Raw genomic sequence first — 16,114 nt, forward strand, 5'->3', positions numbered from 1 at the left:
CGCGCCCCCGCCCCCCCCCCCCCCGGGGGGGGGGCCCCCCCCCCCCCCCCGCCGGGGGGGGGGGGGGGGGGGGGGCGCCCCCCGGGGGGGGGGGGGGGGGGGGGGGGCCGCCCCCCCCCCCGCCTCCCGTCCGTCGATTCGTCCTTCGCTCACGGTCGTCTCCGCTCTGCGGGGCGGCCGACGATGGCGGCCCAGCGGTCGAGCTCGTCCTCGACGCGATCTGCGACTGCTGCGGGATCGTCGTGCTCCCACGAGCGGAGGACCCGCCAGCCCTCGGCCGTCAGGATGGCCTGGTTCCGGGCGTCGCGCTCCCGGTTCGCCAGCAGCTTCCGGCGCCACAGCTCGGCGTTCGCCTTCGGGAGCTGCACGTGTTCCTCGCAGTGGTGCCAGAAGCAGCCGTCGACGAAGACCGCGATCCGAGCACGAGGGAACACGAGGTCGGGGCGGACGCGGCACCGGCGGCTCACCTGCCGATCGACGAAGAACCGACGGCCACGGCGGTGCAGCTCCCGGCGCAGTGCGAGCTCGGGTGCCGTGTCACGCCTGCCGAAGCGGGCCATGTGGCGACGGCGTGCGTCGTCGGCTTCCCACTGTTCCACCGTGCGACGATCGCACGTCTTCACCGTCGTCGTGCGAACGACGACGTAGCGGTGGACGGTGCTCGGTGCCGGACATCCGGTGCAGGGGAGTGGACACCCCGCTCAGGCCGCTGCGGTGTCGAGCGTCGCGAGGTAGCGACGGACGCGGTCGAGGTTGCGGCGCAGCACCCCGAAGACGATCACACCGGTGACGATCAGCACCGCGACGAGGACGATGCGGAACCAGGACGAGGAGTCTGCAGACGCGAGGCCGATGACCTGCGACCCGATGAGCCCGCAGGAGAGGAGGGCGGACTGTGCCGTCGCCAGCGGAAGGATCGCTGCGAGCACGCGCGCTTGGTCCACAGCCGCCGGCTCGAGCTCGAGTGCGATCGACGCTCGCGACAGGATCGCTCCCTGGACCATGCGCTTCTCGCCGACGGTCAGTCCGGCCGTCGGCCCATTCGTCAGACTCCGCATCCGGAACTGCGACGCGAGGATCGTCAGTGTTGCTCCGAGACCACCGACCGCCATCGTGCCGCCCACGACGAGGAGGAGGACCTCGGCAGGCCGTTCGCCGAAGCTCAGCCAGAACCCGATGGCCGCTCCGGTCACGGCGCCGACCACGCCGACCCACGTCGCTCGGCGTGCGGAACGGCGGACGGCGTCGCGTAGTCCTGGGTCCACCAGCGCAACAGTACGGCGCGGCTGACGCGAGTGGTCGCTTGGGTACCATCGGCCGCGTGAGCAGCGACGTGACGCCTGGGCGCTACCGGCACTTCAAGGGTGGGGAGTACGAGGTGGTCCTCGTGGCGAAGGACGTCGAGACCGAGGAGCCGGTCGTCGTGTACCAGGCGCTGTACGGGGAGCGCGGGCACTGGGTGCGGTCACTCGCCGACTTCACGGCGCACGTGGCTCGGGACGAGTACGAGGGGCCGCGGTTCGTCTGTCTGGACTGAGCGTCAGCTCCGTCGATTCGCGGCGACGGCGCGGTGCTCGTGCTGGGTCTGGCGCCGCCGGACCACGAGCAGTTCGGCCGCGACGAGGGCGAGCGTGACGGCGACGAACCAGGCGGGGGTCGCATCGCCCGTCGACGCCGTCGCCAGCGCAGACCCATCGCCTGGCGTGGCGGTGATGAGACCGGGGACTGTGGTGGTCGCGCCGACGATCGCAGCGAGGGCCGTCGTCACGATCATCGCAGTGGCGAGTGTCACGACACTGCCCACCATCGATGCGACGACGACGAAGGTGAGGCGCAGTGGGTTCACGGGGGTCTCCTGGTGGTCAGTCTAGAGTCGTGGCCGTCGTCGGCATGGATCTCAGTTGTACAAGCTCACTCGTTGAACATCAAGACGCACGATCCGCCGTGCAGCCCTTGGTGGCCGTGCACCCACCGGCAACAATGGGGTCTGATGAGTCGGTACGTGGGAGAGGTGTTCGTCGTCCGTCGCGAGGGCGTTCTCGTCGCTGAGCCGACTGGTGGCGTCGCGCGACGAGATGCCGATGCTCCTCCGCAAACGTGGTTCGCGACCATCGACGAAGGAACGGAAGGCCTGTCGCTGGCCGGCAACGGCAGCGTCGCCGCTGAGATCGAGCTCGTGCAGCCTGTTCCCGACAGTGGGTCGATCGGGTGGGTCGTGCGGTTCCTGCAGGCGGCCCGGACCTCCGTGTCGGCCAGGGCGGTCGTGGCCGATCGGCGGGACGGCGCGATGGATCTCCTCGAGCTCATGCCCGAGGGGTGGCAGCCCTACGAGGTGCGAGCGGGCGAGCTCGACGCGCACGGGTGGGAGGCGTTCGTCGGCACGCTGTTCCCGGTGCCGGTCGAGGAGATCGACGCTGTGCTCGGGGCGGGTTGGGAGCAGCTCGTCCGGATCGAGCCGTGGCTCGTACCCCTCCAGACCGACGGCGGCAGTTCCGCGGCGACCTGAGCGATGACGGACGGGAGGCGCGGTGCCAGCTGGCACCGCGCCTCCCGTCCGTCACGTGGTTCCGTCAACCGCTCCGCAGTCGCAGTGAGCGCAGGCGCGGTCAGCTCATCCGCGTCGACGCGATTCCGCCGTCGACGTCGATGGTGCCGCCGGTGACGAACGCGGCCTGGTCGGAGACCACCCAGCGCACGGCGCGGGCGATGTCGACCGGCTGCACCGGGACGCCTGCAGGGGTGCCCTGCGTCATCGCGGCGAGGACGTCGGCCGAGTCGGCGTTGCCCGGGGTCGCCGTCGCTCCCGGGGCGACGGTGACGACCCGGATGCCGCGGTGGCCGTACTCGGCGGCCCAGGCGCGGGTGAGCTGTTCGACAGCGGCCTTCGTGGCGGGGTAGAGGGCCATGAAGGGGACGCCGACGCGGGCCATCCACGAGCCGATGTTGACGATGTGGCCGCTGCCGCGCTCTGCCATGCCGGGGGCGAGGGCCGCGACGAGGACGTGGGGTGCGCGGATGTTCGTGGCGAGGAGGGCATCGACGGTGTCGTCGTTGAGGGACTCGGTCGGGCCTCCCGGGTAGACGCCCGCGTTGTTGACGAGGTCGTCGACGTGGCCGCCGAGCTGGTCCCGGGCCTCGGCGGCGAGTGCGCGCACGACGTCGGGGCCCTGCGACAGGTCGGCGGTGAGGGCGACGGCGCGACCGCCCTGGCGCTCGATGTCCTCGGCGACGGCGCGGGTGCGCTGCTCGTCGCGGCCGTGGACAGCGACGGTCAGGCCGGCGGCGGCGAGTTCACGGGCGATGGCCTCGCCGATACCGCTCGAGGCGCCGGTGACGAGGGCGGTGCGGGGTTCGGTCTGGGCGGTGGGTGTGGTGGTCATGGGTCGATGGTCCGGTGCTCCGGGACCCCGCGGCTTGCCCGCTTCCGCGAGGTCCTTGCCGGATCCCGCAGCGGATCGTCAGGGGCGCTGTCGTGCGTGGTGTCGCCTCGGTAGGTTGGCGACGTGGACGACCGGATCGCGCAGCACCTCGACCGTGCAGCGGTAGTCGCGTCGGCGCACGCGGCGGTCCCCGGGAAGGACCGGCAGGACGCCATCGCCCGGGCAGGATCGGCGCACCACGCGGAGACCCTCGGGCTGACGGTGTCGAAGGTGCACGAGCAGACCGGGCTGTTCGACCGGCGCTACGAGCCGTCGTTGTCGGTCGTGCTGCGCGGGCGGAAGCGCTCGATCGTGGGGGACGACGACCAGGTGTGGGGGCGGGAGCGGTTCATCATCACGCCCGTCGACCTGCCCGTCGTCGCCGGGGTGGTGGACGCCGCGGGGGAGGACGGCTTCGTCGCTGTGGTGTGGAAGCTCGACCCTGCGGTGGTGGGGGAGGTCGTGGCGTCGATGACCGTGCCGGCTGCTGGGGCAGCAGCTGGTTCTGCGGCTGCTTCGGCTTCGTCGCGTGCGGGCGCGGTGTCGCCGTTGCCTCGGCTGGGGAGCTGGACGGAGCCGCTCGCGGACGCGTTCGCACGGCTGCTCGCACTGCTCGATGCGCCCGCGGACATCCCCGTGCTCTTCCCGCTCGTGTCGCGGGAGATCGTGCTGCGGTTGCTGCAGACCGAGCAGGCGCCGCGGATCACAGCAGCGCTCGACGGGACCGGGCCCTCGGTGGTCGCCGGAGCCACGACGCTGCTCACCGGGCGGATGGCCGAGGGGTGGTCGATGGAGCGGCTCGCGCGGGAGCTCCGGGTGAGCGAGTCGACGTTGTTCGCCCGGTTCAAGGAGGCGACGGGGATGACGCCGGCGCAGTACCTCAAGCGGACGCGATTGGGGGAGGCGCGGCGGCGGATGGTGGTGCACGGGGACACGGCGGCGCGGGCTGCGGCGGCGGTGGGGTTCCGGAGTGCGTCGCACTTCTCGCGGGACTACCGGGAGGCGTACGGGAGGCCGCCGGCGGCGGATGCGGTGATGGTGCGGGGGCAGTTGGCGGTGGCGGGGGCGGTCTGACCGCTTTCACTCGATCCGATCGGGGCTGCGTTGCGATCGCAGACAGTTGGTATATTACTCGTTCGCATTCTGTGTACCACTGCTACTTTTCTCGGGTCCGGTCATCCTGACCTCGAGAGAAGGAAAGAACACGATGCACATCCTCCGTCGCTCCGTCACCGCGCTGTCCCTCCCGGTCCTGCTGGCCGCACCACTGGTGGTGTCGCAGCCCGCCTCGGCAGCGACGCCGACCGAGGCCACCGGCCAGAGCACGATCGTCGACCCGGCGTTCAACCCCGCTGACGCGGTGCGGGTGGACGAGGACGGCAACCCGATCAGCCGCGGAAACCCGTGCCACGATCGTGCCTTCGCCGCGATCCCGACGATGCAGCTGTCCGTGCCGGGATGCGGCATCATCGGCGCCAGCAAGAACACCACGCTGACCTACAGCTGGTACCGCGACCGAGGGCAGGTCGGAGTGTGCGTGTGGGCGAAGGGCTTCAACTCGCGGGCTCAGACCACCTGGACCCAAGCCGGGTGTGGGACCGGCCGTCGCGGCGTCAGCGTCCACTGGGGCAACGTCTCCGCGACGAAGCAGATCAAGGGGATGACTGCGTCGGGTGTCGCCGGTGTGCAGTGGGGATGAGGAGGAGTGGAACCGGTCGGATCAGCGTGGTTCTGATCCTTCCCGCGCTCGCGGTCCTGTCCACAGCGGCCTGCGCGTCGCCAGCGACGGGATCGCCGACTCCCACTGCGAGTGCGACGCCGGTGGGGAGAGTCGAACCGGTCTCATGGCTCGACGACGTCGCTCGGGCCCTGGTCGACCAGGTGCCGTGCAACGACCGGGACGTGTACCGGGACGACCTGGTCTCCTGGGACACGATGCGTGGCTACGACTGCGTCGCAGGCACATCGACGACCTCGATCCGCGTCTACTCGCACAGCGAGGCCGTTGACCAACTGGTCGACGAGTGGTCCGACACTCTCGGCTCCGGGCGGGCCGGCAGACGAGGAGATCACTGGATCATCGTCGGGCCCGAGGAAGTGGTCTCCAAGATCTCGGCCCCTGCGGACGACCCCGAGATCGCATTCCTTGATCGTCACGGCGCTGAACCCACGCAGCGTGAGGAGTACCTCACCACCTGCGCGCGCTTCGCCGTCGACGAGATGTCGCGGCGGATCCGACGCGAGAAGACCGAGAAGGCTGATGCGCAGTACTACGAGCAGCTGTTTCCCTCGGTTGCTGGCGAGATCCGGTCGGTCGTTCCCGAGGACGAGATCGCCAAGGTACGAGCAGAGCGCGACGAGGACCGATGGCCCTCGATGCTCTCCCGGTTCGGACCGCAGGTGAAACACCTCTGCGCCGACGCGGCTCGGAGGCTCTCGCACTCCCCGACGAGTGTTGAGGAGCGCTGATGACCAGGGAAACCGGGTCACGGCTCGCGCTTGCCGCGGGCAGCATCGGGGTCGCGGTGCTCGCCGCCGAGGACCTGTGCAGGCTGACGGTCGGTGGCCTCTTCGTCGGATCGGTCCCACTCGTCGTCGCACTCGTGAGTGCCGTGCTGTTGAGCATCGGCCTGCTCACGCTGCGTCGCGGCAGTCGTGAGGTGCAACTGAGCACGGTTGTGCTGCTCCTGCACCTCGTCGTCCGTGTGGCCGGCCGGGGCCTCGTGGGCGCCTCCGAGGGAATCGTGGCCTGGGCGGTCACGGCGCTGGCGCTTGCCGTACCGCTCCTGGTGATCGTGGTCGGTGTCATCGCAGCGCGAACGATCAGACGTGCATCGTGGCGAGTGCTCGGCATCGGGCTCGTCGTCGGCGGCTTGCTCTGGCTCACGGGGAACTGGTACCCCATCCCGCTCCTGCTGCACGTCGTCGTCGAGTTCGTCTGCATCGCTCTGATCGCCGTCGTGCTGTGCCGGCCGGTCGGAGCCCGGGTTGCGGGAAGAGCGCGGCATCTGTGGGCGACGGCCGCGGTGCGGTGATCAGCGACGGACGGGAGGCGCGGTACCAGGGCGCAGCGTGCCTCCCGTCCGAGCCTGGTCAGTTCGTAGGCTCGCAGCGTGTCTGCGCACCGACCACCATTCGACCCGGCCGCACTGACGGTGCGGCAGCTCCTCGCCTCCTCGGTGGCGGTCATCGACGAACTGTTGCGGCGCGGGTTGATCCGGACACGGAACTCACCGCTCGGTGACCTCGCGGAGAGCCTGGCGCTCCGCGCCTACGGCGGGGAGCTCGCGCCGAACTCGGAGAAGAGCTTCGACCTGTGGACTGCCGACGGGCGGCGGCTGCAGGTGAAGGCACGACTTGTGCGGCCGGACGACAAGCGGTCGCAGACGTTCTCCGCGTTCCGGTCGTGGGACTTCGACGCGGCGCTGTTCCTGGTGTTCGACGCGTCGACCTACGACCTCGCGTGGGCACGCCAGGTCGGCCGGGCGGAGACGGAAGCACTCGGACGGCGTGTGGAGCACACGAACTCGTACGCGATCCTCGTGCGGCAGGTGCAGGGGGCTGGGGTCGACGTGACCGCCCAGGTCGCGGCCGCCTACGAGCGCATCGACGGTCCCGCCGACGATCGACCATTGGGTTGAACGCGGCGATAGTCCGGATCGTTCGGTCCCGACCAGCCGCGGAGATCAGCCTCGACTGGCGCCGAACACCCCGACCGCCTTCAGGGGATCGTGTCGTGTGCTCTGGAGCGCAACGCCGCCCGCGCCGCACGCAGCGCCGTCCGAGAAGTCGGTGCGTGCACGATGTTGAGCGGAGGATCCCAGTGTCGGATGACCCGCGATTCGACGTCCCCGAGGCGTATGCCCAGCCCCACAGGGAGCGCCCAGGTCGCGAGTTCGAGCCGGTCCTGCATCCACGTGGACAGGCGTCCCTCGTCCTCCGGATGCAGCGAGAAGCCCTTCGACGCGTCACTCGCAGTCTTGCCCCTCGGGACGGGCCGCAGCTCGAGTTCATCGGCGAGGAGCGCCGACAACGAGCGGCGGAGCGTCGACGAGCCGGACCGCACCTTCGCGCCGTCGACGCCGAAGTGGGCGCGGAGGTCACGGTCGCGCAGGCTCCGTTCTGCCTTGCCGATGTAGATCGGCGCTGCGCGGCCTTGCGAGCCGATGCCGAGCTGCTCGGTCGCGGCCCCGTCCGCCCAGATTGCGTAGAGCCCCGGCGCGTTCGGTACGTCCGCTGCGCCTGCCCGGCGAAGTTGCCCGTCCAGGACCTGGACCGCGTCCCCGACGGCTCGAGCGAGCACGTCCTCGGGCCGAGCGGCCGAGGGGAGCGCGCTCATTCTCCGTCGCTCTTCTTCTTGGACTTGAACAGCCCCGCGACTCGGCCTCCGACGGCGTCCGCGGCCCCCGCGACCTTGCCGCCGACGTTCTTCACCGCAGTGAGCGCCTGCGCCTCGTCCGGTTCGCCATCGCCGTCCCGGTCGACTCGGCGGAACACCCGCGTCGCACCACTCGCCGCGCTCGACACGCCGGAGCCGACGGCGCCCGCAGCCCCGCTGACCCACGTGCCGGTCGACCGAGCGGCGTCCTCGAGAGCGGCGAGGGCGCGGTTGTCGGACTCTTCGTCGTCACCGTCGGTCTTCACGGTCAGGGCGAGGTGATCCGGGAACTCCGCCGGCGGCTCGGGGAACGCAGTCTTCGCAGACTTGACCACGTCGCGTCCGAAGACGAAGCGCGCGACCCCACCAGTGACTGCGCCGACGCCGTACTCGATCGAGGCACGCTGCTTGCCCGTGAGCCCCTCTCGGACCGGATCGAGTTCACCGGTCTGGATCGTGCGCATCAGGCTCTGCGCGGCGCCGCCCGGGAGCGCATCCGACAACGTGGTCGCCCAATGCGACCAGTCGTCGCGACCAGCGGCGATCTTCTGGCCGGTCGAGACGGTGCCTTCGGATGTCACCTCGGCGACATCGGTCGCCATGGCTGCGATCTGCTGCTGGCTGACCCGCTCGTTGGTCAGGCCGAGGACGAGCGCCTGAGCCTGGTCCTTGTCGAGGTCCATGCCGTGCAGGTCAGCGACAGCGAGACCGAAGACGGCGGTGATCTCGAACTGCAGCTGCTGGTCACCGGCGGGGAGCAGTCGCGCCGCGGCGCCCTTGGCACCCGTGCGTGCCGCGTTCTTCGCGGCAGTCTTCAGGGCCACCTTCGTGCCCGTCTTCGCAGCCTGTGCGCCGGCGCTCTTCGCTCCGGCGACGGCAGGGCCGGCAATCGGGATCGACGCGATCGCGATGTCAGCGGCGATCGAGCCGACCGTGATCGCCGCACCAGCGGTGGTGATCGAGGTGACGTAGTGACGCTCGAGCATCTGCACGATCTCAGTCGGCGTCGCCGACGGGTTCCGTCGCCGGAGCCACTTCACGTACTGACGGGCGAGCGCGCGTCGGCCGGTGACGGCCTTGGCGATCTCCCGGGTCGCCTCCTCGGCTGGGACCTCTGCTTCGAGGGTCTCGTCAGGGGCGTCGATGTCGGTCATCGCGGGGTCCTTCGTCTTGAGCCGCGCTCGGGTACGCGGTGATGAAGCACATGGTTGCACGAACGAGAGACGTTACGGAGCCAGCCTTGAGTCATACGGCGCCGGCGCCGGCGCCCTCGTCAGCTCGCTCGGGAACCAGCTCCGAGACGTTGAGTCGCTCCCGCTCCTCTCGCAACACCTGCGCGATCAGCTTCGAGTCCGACACGTCCACCGCCTGCGCCGACGCCGAGGCCGTTTCGCTGACCGCCGCGAAGTCCTCGAACGTCTGCGCCTTCCGTGCAAGCATCCGCACCAGTGCGGCGTCGACGCCGTCCTCGGACAGCAACCGATGGACCTGCACCGACTGCAGCTGCCCCATCCGCCGCGACCGGGCGATTGCCTGCCATTCAGTGGTCGGCTTGAGCTGGGGCTCGCAGATCACGACGACCGATGCGGCCTGGATGTTGAGACCGACGCCGCCAGCCTCGATCTGCGCGACGAGCACCGCTCCTGGTTCGGCGGCGGCGAACTCGTCGACGAGGTCCTGGCGTGCCGCGGCGGGCGTGCTCCCGGTGAGGGGACCGAACACCGCGCCGCCGTCAGCAACGGCCTGGACAGCCGCGGCGAGGACGGAGCGGTAGTACGAGAAGACGAGCACCTTTCGGCCGTTGGCCCGCGCCTCGTCGACGATCTCCACGAGCGACTCGACCTTGCTCGACTGTGTGCCGCCGAGCATCGCGAGCTGACGCATCGCGTGGAAGTCGTCTGCGGCAACTGCGTCGGCGTACTGCGCTGCCTCGGTGTCCGTCAGGTCGGTCCACTCTTCGACCTCGACCAGCTCCGGGAGTTCGGTGAGCACGTCCTCCTGACGACGGCGCAGGTACACCGGCGCGATCTGCTTCCGGAACAGCATCGGGCTGTCGTCGGACTGGTCCACCACGAGGTCCGGTCGGATGTGGTCGATGAGCACCCGGAACTCGTCGACGCGGTTCTCGAGCGGTGTGCCCGACATCAGGATCGCTCGATCCGTTCGCCGGAGCAGCGCACGTGTGTTCATCGTGCGCTTCGCCTCGGGGTTCTTGACGTAGTGCGCCTCATCGACGATGACGGAGGCGAACCGCAGCTCCTCGGGCACACGGGTGCGGAGCCACTCGAGCGTCTCGTACGTCGTGACGCCGATGCCGCCCTCGTCCGTCCAGAGCCGCAGACCGAGCAGTCGAGCCGGACCGTGCAGCCGGAAGGCGCGGACGTCAGTGTGCCGCTCGGCCTCACGGACCCAGTTCGCGACGACGGCCGCCGGGCAGACCACGAGGAAGTGCGGAGTCCGACCGGGTGTCGTGCCGGCGACGTGTGCGATCGTCGCAAGTGCCTCGATGGTCTTGCCGAGGCCCATCTCGTCGCCGATGACGACCCGCTGCTGCACGAGCGCGAAGGCCGCCGCGAACCGCTGGTACCCGCGGAGTGACGCGGACAGCAGCGAGGTGTCGAGCGAGAAGCCCTCCACCTGTGCGATCAACTCGTCGCCCAGGTCGCCGCGGGCAGCAGCGCCCGCTGGCTTCGTCAGTCCGGCTTCGTCGAGCAGGGCGAAGAACGCGGCGGGCCGCTGCAGGAAGTCCTGCCACGGGTCGCCCGGTGTCGCCCGAGCACGCTCATCCACGCGCTGCGCACGGTGCCAGGCATCCTCGGCCGCCGCGAGGATCGTCTGACGGACTGCGGTCGGGTCCGCCGCGCGCTGGTCCGGGATGACGAGTGCGATCGATGCGCCGCGCTCGATCATCGTGGCCAGAGGTCGCAGTCCGTCGACGAGGTTCTGTTCGCGCGGGCCGACGACGGCCTTCGCGACCTCCCACTCGAGCAGGGCACGGACGAGCGCGAGCGACTGGTCGTCATGCCGTGCGGGGTCGATGCGGACGACCGCGTCCTCTCTCGCTGCCGCTTCCAGCGCGCGGGCGGCACCGTTGATTCGCGATGCCGTCGCCTCGCCGACCCCGGCGAACTGTCCGGGGAACACCGGGTTCCGCAGCACAGCACCGACGGTGCTCACCCCGGCGTCGCGCAGTGCTCCGAGACGCAGGCGGTCGCCGGTCGCATCGCGGAGCCGATCGATGTCCATGCGGTCGAGCTCGTACCGTGCTGCCGCTTCGCGGTCCGCTCGGCCCGCTTCGACGACGTCGGCGTGGGTGATGCGTTCGCGCGTGATCGCGTCAGCGAGTCGGGTCACGATCGCGGGAAGCTCCTCCATGCCGTCGAGTGCGAGTGGGGCGCCACCGCTCAGGTCGGGTGCGACCGTCGCCAGCGGCCCGCGTGGGTCGGTCAGCGCCTCCAGCGGCACGGCCGGCCTGGGGACGTGCCGGTCGTCGACGGACTGGAGGCGCTGCACGGCTCCGGTACGGTCCAACCACTCGAGCGTCTGGTCGAGGAACGCATCGCCTCGAGCGGCCGCTTCGCGGCGCTCACGGCCCGAGAACAGGGCGGTGAAGCCGGTTCCACGGCGCGCGTCTTCGAGAGCCTTCGGGACGTCATCAGACAGCACGCGCACGACCGAGCTCGCCTCGGCGTCGACCCGCGGCAACATCTGCCGGCGAACCAGGTCAGCTGCGAGGTCGGCATCCGACGGAACGAGCGGGACGAGATCGGCTCGAACGTCGTCGACGTGGACGGACGCTCGCCGTTGGCGGAGCGCCACGACGGCAGCATCGGCGGCTGCCTGCACGGCGGTCCGGTGTTCCGTGACGCCGATGGCTGCCTGGCTCAGGGCGTCGATCCGGTTGCGTGCTGCCTTGTCGGCCATGGCGTGCTCCGAGGTGTCGTTGGTTGGACGAGGGGATGCGGCGTGCTCCGACGGTACCGGGAGCCCGGCCGTCGGTCAGCGGCTCGCGCGGGTCTTCCCGAGCGATCCGACCCAGAGCCCGTCACGGGCCCGCGTCATCCCCACGTACAGCTCCCGTCGGTCGAGCTCGCGCCGTTCGCGATCTGCGACCGACTCGGTCTCCGGCGCATCCGTGAGGAGCTTCGCCGGGACGTGGGGCAGGAGCACCTGCTTGAACTCGAGGCCCTTCGCGCGCTTGATCGTGCCGACGCGGATCTGGTCCGAGCTCTTGCCGGCGTAGTACTTGAGCGACACCGAGGGCACGCCAGCGGCGTCGAGTACCGCCCGGACCTTGTCGGCCTGCGGGTTCGTCGCCGTCAGGATCCCGACGTCGCCGTGGCCCGTCCCGACGAGCCGGAGGACCTGCTCGACCCGCGCGAGCAACGCTGCGTCGTGCGCGTCACGATCGGCGAAGTGGTGGACTCCGGGCTGCTCGCCGGAGCGCGACACCGCAGACACCGCGTCACCGGCCCCGTCGATGCCCTCGATGTCCATGAACTGGTCGTCCGTCACCATCTGCTTCGCGAAGTCGAGGATCTCGGCGGTGTTGCGGTGGTTGACGTCGAGCACGACCCCGCGGCCCGTGAGGCTGATGCCGACCTCGCCGAGGGTGTAGCCGCCGGGGTAGATCGTCTGCTGCCCGTCACCGATCAGGGTCAGGCCGTCGGGGCGGTCGCCGACGAGGGCGTGCAGGAGCGAGACCATCGCGCACGACAGGTCCTGGGCCTCGTCGACGATGACCGCGTCGTAGCGGTCGAGGGGCAGTTCACGGAGCGCATCGCGCGCGAGGAGCACCGTGTCCTCGAAGTCGCAGACGCCCCGACGGCGGAGGTTCGACGAGTACGCCTCGTACAGGTCCCAGACCGCCTGGCGGACCTCGACGGGCAGCGCGTGCTTCCGGCCCACGCGGGCGAGGTCGGCGTACTCGTCGAAGCGCGTCAGACCGCGACCCTTGATGACGTAGGCGACCTCGTCCTCCCAGTAGCGGCGCGTGAAGCGCGCCGCCTTCAGCGGACTGGACGCGCTGATCACGTTCCACGCATCGGAGAACGCGCGCTGTGCCTCCAGGGTTTCGATCGCGAAGGTGACCCCGCGCTCCTTCAGGAGACGGTTGGCGAAGGCGTGGACGTTGACGAAGTCGACGCGGCCGACCATGTCGGGTGCGAGCCGCTCGAGCAGTGACTCGAGGACCGCGGGAAGAGTGCGGATGTAGGTGGTGAAGAGGACGCGACCACCGGTGGCGCGCGCGAGGTAGGCGGCGCGGTGCAGGCCGACCACGGTCTTGCCGGTGCCGGCGGCACCGCGGATGCGAGCGGGGCCGTTGAAGTTGCGGCGGACGAGCTTGGCCTGAGCGGGGTCGAGGAATGCCATCCAGTCCTCGATGGGTGCTTCGAGGACGCCGTCGAGGAGGTGGTCGACTGTTTCGTCGTCGAGCGTCGGAACCTGCTCACGGGGGAGTACCGGTGCGGGGACGACGAGCTGCTGCGCCGCCGCCGGTGCCTCGCCGATGACGGGGAAGTGCTCGAGGAGCGCGGCGAGGACCTCGTCGACGCGCTTCGCGGAGAGCCGTGCGCCGCGCTTCGTGATGTGTCCGATCAGGTCGTGTACGCCGACGATGTCGACGGAGGCAACCCTGGCGTGCATCTTCTTCTGGCCGGCGAGGGCGGCGACCGCGTGGACCTCGCCAGGCGCGAGACCGATGTCCACGAGGGCGGCCTCGGTGCTGTACGCGAGGTCGGCGAGGCGGGCGATGTCGTCGGTGACGTCCTCCTGGCCGCGGGTGATGCGGTCGTTGTGGACGGCGACGTCGCGCCATGCCTTGGTGTCGACGATGAAGACGCCGGAGCGGCCGACGACGACCATGTCGACCTGGGCGGTGCGGCTGCCGGGCCAGCGGCGGTCGGCGAGGAGGTGGTAGCCGATGCCGGCGAGTGGGGCGAGTATCCGAGCGGTCTCGCTCTCGGTGCGTTCGGCGATCTCGTAGCGGGAGGCGCGTTGCTCGGCGTCGTCAGCGCGGCGGCGGTGCTCGGCTGCGAGGCTTCGCTGGCGGCGGGCTTCAGCGCCTGCCGATTCTCCGGCCATCGTCATGGTGCGTTCCCCGGGGATCCTGTGCGTCGCAGCGCGCGTCGTCCCCTGGGCGTGCGGTGCTGAACCATCCTCGTGGATGTGGGGCGCGCGGGGTCAGTACCCGTTTGGGGTGCAAGTGAGTTGCGCTCTGGTGCTCAACGGAGATGCTGTCCGCGACGTCCGCGCTGCTACCGTCTCGGCATGGCCGAAGACGAACTCCAGGAAGAACTCCGCGCGTTCGTCCGAGAACGCGAATGGGCGCAGTTCCACACCTCGGAGAACCTCGCGAAGAGCATCTCGATCGAAGCGGCGGAGCTGCTCGAGTGCTTCCAATGGGATGCGGAGGGTGACGAGTCGCGGGTGCGCGGCGAGCTTGCGGACGTCCTCACGTACTGTTTTCTCTTGGCCGACCGGGTCGGTGTCTCGCCCGACGCTCTCATCCGGGAGAAGCTCGCCGTGACGCGGACCAAGTACCCGGTTGAGCGAGCTCGAGGGCGGAGCACCAAGTATGACCAGCTTTGACATCGAGAAGCTGCCCTTCACCGCCGAGCATCTTCGGTCTTGGCGAGACGTCGACCATCGCTTCATCAACTGGCCGGTCGTGTACATCCTCGACGACGGGAAACGGGTCTACGTCGGGGAGACGTTGAACACGGCCGCCCGCATGCGTCAGCACCTGGACTCCCCTGAGCGCGGAGCGCTGAAGGCGGTTCGCCTCGTGCTCGATGACACCTTCAACAAGTCCGTCTGCCTCGATCTTGAGTCGCAACTCATCGCTCTGCTCGCCGCAGACGGCAAGTACACGGTCTTGAACAGCAACAAGGGGATCGTCGACGCCGAGTACTACGACCGGCCTCGTTACCGCGAGACGTTCCGGGAAATCTTCCATGCCCTGCGGCGACAGGATGTGTTCACGCGGAGCTTGCCGGAGATCGAGAACCGGGAACTCTTCAAGCTGTCACCGTTCAAGGCCCTCAATCGTGATCAAGCGGTCGTGATGGAGGACATCCTCGAGGGCCTGTTCGACGATTGGGAGCTCGATGCAGCTGCGCCGATCGCAGTTCAGGGTGACCCCGGCACGGGCAAGACCATCGTCGCGGTCTACCTCCTCAAGCTCCTCCGTGACATCGCTGCAGGAAGGGGATTCGACGATCTCGAGAGCGACGCGCTGTTCTCCGACTTCTTCACCGAGGAGAATCGCAACCGCTTGAGCAGCGCGCGGCTCGGGCTCGTCGTGCCGCAGCAGGCACTGCGCGCATCGCTCAAACGCATCTTTGCGAAGACTCCGGGGCTCGACAAGGGGATGGTTCTGACACCGTTCGAGGTGGGGCAGAGCGATGAGCGATGGGACCTGCTCGTCGTGGACGAGTCTCATCGGTTGAATCATCGAGCCAACCAAGCTTCCGGCATGCAGAACAAGAACTTCGGCGAGATCAACCGGAAGCTCTTCGGTGAGGACGCGGACCACCTGACCCAGGCCGACTGGATCCGTAGACAGAGTCGGCACCAGATCTTCCTGATCGACTCCGACCAGAGTGTCCGACCGGCCGACCTCCCGCAGAGCACGCAGAGGGCACTCATCGCAGGGGCTCGCGAAGCGGATCGCCACTACCGGCTCTTCACACAGATGCGAGTGCGAGGTGGCTCGGATTACGTGTCGTTCGTTCGCGGGTTGCTCCGTGGTGAGCAGCGGGAGCGAGCGGACTTCGGCGACTACGAGCTGCGCTTCTTCGACGACCTGGGGGAGATGCACGAGGCAATCCGTGCACGCGACGCCGAGGTGGGGCTCGCACGCCTCGTGGCCGGGTACGCATGGGAATGGAAGAGCAAGAACGACGCGGACGCCTACGACATCGAAATCGACGGGCAACGCCTGAGGTGGAACCAGACGCAGAAGGACTGGATCACGTCAGCGGGCGCGTTGGAGCAAGTCGGTTCGATCCACACTGTGCAGGGCTACGACCTGAACTACGCGGGAGTCATCATCGGCCCGGACCTGCGCTTCGATCCGGAGACCCAGCGGATCGTGTTCGATCGGACGAACTACTTCGACAAGAAGGGCATGGAGAATAATCCGCGCCTCGGTATCGCGTACTCGGACGACGACATCCTTCGGTTCGTGTCCAACGTCTACGCGGTCCTCATGACGCGAGGAGTGCTCGGGACGTACGTTTACGTCGTGGACCCAGCTTTGCGCGAGCGGCTGCGAGAGGCCATGCGGGACGGGTGAGTCGAGCTCGCCGTCCAC

At 69.4% G+C, this 16,114-nt stretch carries 17 protein-coding genes; 9 read left to right on the plus strand and 8 right to left on the minus strand.

What is annotated here, in order from left to right; all coding sequences use genetic code 11:
- Positions 1–149: 149 nt before the first annotated feature.
- Positions 150–599, minus strand: coding sequence for a DNA mismatch endonuclease Vsr (gene vsr, locus ACIQFY_RS00005; RefSeq protein ID WP_400337592.1), 450 nt, complete (start codon positions 597–599; stop codon positions 150–152).
- A 102-nt stretch (positions 600–701) separates the two neighbouring features.
- Positions 702–1,265, minus strand: a complete 564-nt coding sequence (locus ACIQFY_RS00010) for a hypothetical protein (RefSeq protein WP_400337595.1) — start codon at positions 1,263–1,265, stop codon at positions 702–704.
- 56 nt (positions 1,266–1,321) lie between these two features.
- On the opposite strand from ACIQFY_RS00010, the gene ACIQFY_RS00015 reads away from it, so the two are divergent.
- Positions 1,322–1,537 (plus strand): DUF1653 domain-containing protein, encoded by a 216-nt coding sequence (locus ACIQFY_RS00015; RefSeq protein WP_400337597.1) that lies wholly within the window; start codon positions 1,322–1,324, stop codon positions 1,535–1,537.
- Positions 1,538–1,540: 3 nt separating this feature from the next.
- On the opposite strand, the gene ACIQFY_RS00020 is transcribed toward ACIQFY_RS00015, so the two are convergent.
- Positions 1,541–1,846: a hypothetical protein gene (locus ACIQFY_RS00020; protein ID WP_400337600.1), complete on the minus strand. Its 306-nt coding sequence runs from the start codon at positions 1,844–1,846 to the stop codon at positions 1,541–1,543.
- 144 nt (positions 1,847–1,990) lie between these two features.
- Here ACIQFY_RS00020 and ACIQFY_RS00025 point away from each other — a divergent pair, with 144 nt between their 5' ends.
- Entirely contained in the window at positions 1,991–2,506 is a 516-nt protein-coding gene (locus tag ACIQFY_RS00025) for a hypothetical protein (RefSeq protein WP_400337601.1), read from the plus strand.
- 100 nt (positions 2,507–2,606) lie between these two features.
- Here the strand turns inward: ACIQFY_RS00025 and ACIQFY_RS00030 are convergent, their stop codons facing one another.
- A complete protein-coding gene (locus ACIQFY_RS00030) occupies positions 2,607–3,380 on the minus strand; it encodes an SDR family NAD(P)-dependent oxidoreductase (RefSeq protein WP_400337603.1) in 774 nt (257 codons plus the stop codon).
- A 123-nt stretch (positions 3,381–3,503) separates the two neighbouring features.
- Between ACIQFY_RS00030 and ACIQFY_RS00035 the strand changes: the two genes are divergently transcribed.
- From ACIQFY_RS00035 to ACIQFY_RS00055, 5 genes are all read left to right on the plus strand, one after another.
- On the plus strand, positions 3,504–4,493 hold the full coding sequence (locus ACIQFY_RS00035; RefSeq protein WP_400337605.1) for an AraC family transcriptional regulator N-terminal domain-containing protein: 990 nt from the start codon (positions 3,504–3,506) through the stop codon (positions 4,491–4,493).
- A 133-nt stretch (positions 4,494–4,626) separates the two neighbouring features.
- The gene (locus ACIQFY_RS00040; RefSeq protein WP_066653513.1) at positions 4,627–5,118 is read left to right on the plus strand and encodes a hypothetical protein; all 492 of its coding nucleotides are present in this window, start codon (positions 4,627–4,629) and stop codon (positions 5,116–5,118) included.
- A 26-nt stretch (positions 5,119–5,144) separates the two neighbouring features.
- Positions 5,145–5,888 carry a hypothetical protein gene (locus ACIQFY_RS00045; protein WP_311205213.1) on the plus strand — a complete coding sequence of 248 codons (744 nt, stop codon included), beginning with the start codon at positions 5,145–5,147 and terminating at the stop codon, positions 5,886–5,888.
- A 56-nt stretch (positions 5,889–5,944) separates the two neighbouring features.
- Entirely contained in the window at positions 5,945–6,454 is a 510-nt protein-coding gene (locus ACIQFY_RS00050; protein WP_400337608.1) for a hypothetical protein, read from the plus strand.
- Between the two features lie 78 nt (positions 6,455–6,532).
- Positions 6,533–7,060 carry a DUF6998 domain-containing protein gene (locus tag ACIQFY_RS00055; protein WP_400337611.1) on the plus strand — a complete coding sequence of 176 codons (528 nt, stop codon included), beginning with the start codon at positions 6,533–6,535 and terminating at the stop codon, positions 7,058–7,060.
- A gap of 80 nt (positions 7,061–7,140) precedes the next feature.
- On the opposite strand, the gene ACIQFY_RS00060 is transcribed toward ACIQFY_RS00055, so the two are convergent.
- From ACIQFY_RS00060 to ACIQFY_RS00075, 4 genes are all read right to left on the minus strand, one after another.
- The gene (locus tag ACIQFY_RS00060) at positions 7,141–7,758 is read right to left on the minus strand and encodes a GIY-YIG nuclease family protein (RefSeq protein WP_400337613.1); all 618 of its coding nucleotides are present in this window, start codon (positions 7,756–7,758) and stop codon (positions 7,141–7,143) included.
- Positions 7,755–8,951 carry a hypothetical protein gene (locus ACIQFY_RS00065; RefSeq protein ID WP_311205216.1) on the minus strand — a complete coding sequence of 399 codons (1,197 nt, stop codon included), beginning with the start codon at positions 8,949–8,951 and terminating at the stop codon, positions 7,755–7,757. The genes ACIQFY_RS00060 and ACIQFY_RS00065 overlap by 4 nt, the downstream gene beginning before the upstream one ends.
- 91 nt (positions 8,952–9,042) lie before the next feature.
- Positions 9,043–11,721, minus strand: coding sequence for a DEAD/DEAH box helicase (locus tag ACIQFY_RS00070; protein ID WP_400337617.1), 2,679 nt, complete (start codon positions 11,719–11,721; stop codon positions 9,043–9,045).
- 75 nt (positions 11,722–11,796) lie between these two features.
- The gene (locus ACIQFY_RS00075) at positions 11,797–13,887 is read right to left on the minus strand and encodes a UvrD-helicase domain-containing protein (protein WP_400337620.1); all 2,091 of its coding nucleotides are present in this window, start codon (positions 13,885–13,887) and stop codon (positions 11,797–11,799) included.
- A 180-nt stretch (positions 13,888–14,067) separates the two neighbouring features.
- Between ACIQFY_RS00075 and ACIQFY_RS00080 the strand changes: the two genes are divergently transcribed.
- Together ACIQFY_RS00080 and ACIQFY_RS00085 are read left to right on the plus strand one after the other, a co-directional pair.
- On the plus strand, positions 14,068–14,388 hold the full coding sequence (locus tag ACIQFY_RS00080) for a nucleotide pyrophosphohydrolase (protein ID WP_400337622.1): 321 nt from the start codon (positions 14,068–14,070) through the stop codon (positions 14,386–14,388).
- Positions 14,375–16,096 carry a DNA/RNA helicase domain-containing protein gene (locus ACIQFY_RS00085; RefSeq protein ID WP_400337625.1) on the plus strand — a complete coding sequence of 574 codons (1,722 nt, stop codon included), beginning with the start codon at positions 14,375–14,377 and terminating at the stop codon, positions 16,094–16,096. The genes ACIQFY_RS00080 and ACIQFY_RS00085 overlap by 14 nt, the downstream gene beginning before the upstream one ends.
- The last annotated feature ends 18 nt before the right edge of the window (positions 16,097–16,114 follow it).

It is taken from the genome of Curtobacterium sp. NPDC092190 (assembly GCF_044755625.1).
In the GTDB taxonomy this organism is placed as follows: domain Bacteria; phylum Actinomycetota; class Actinomycetes; order Actinomycetales; family Microbacteriaceae; genus Curtobacterium.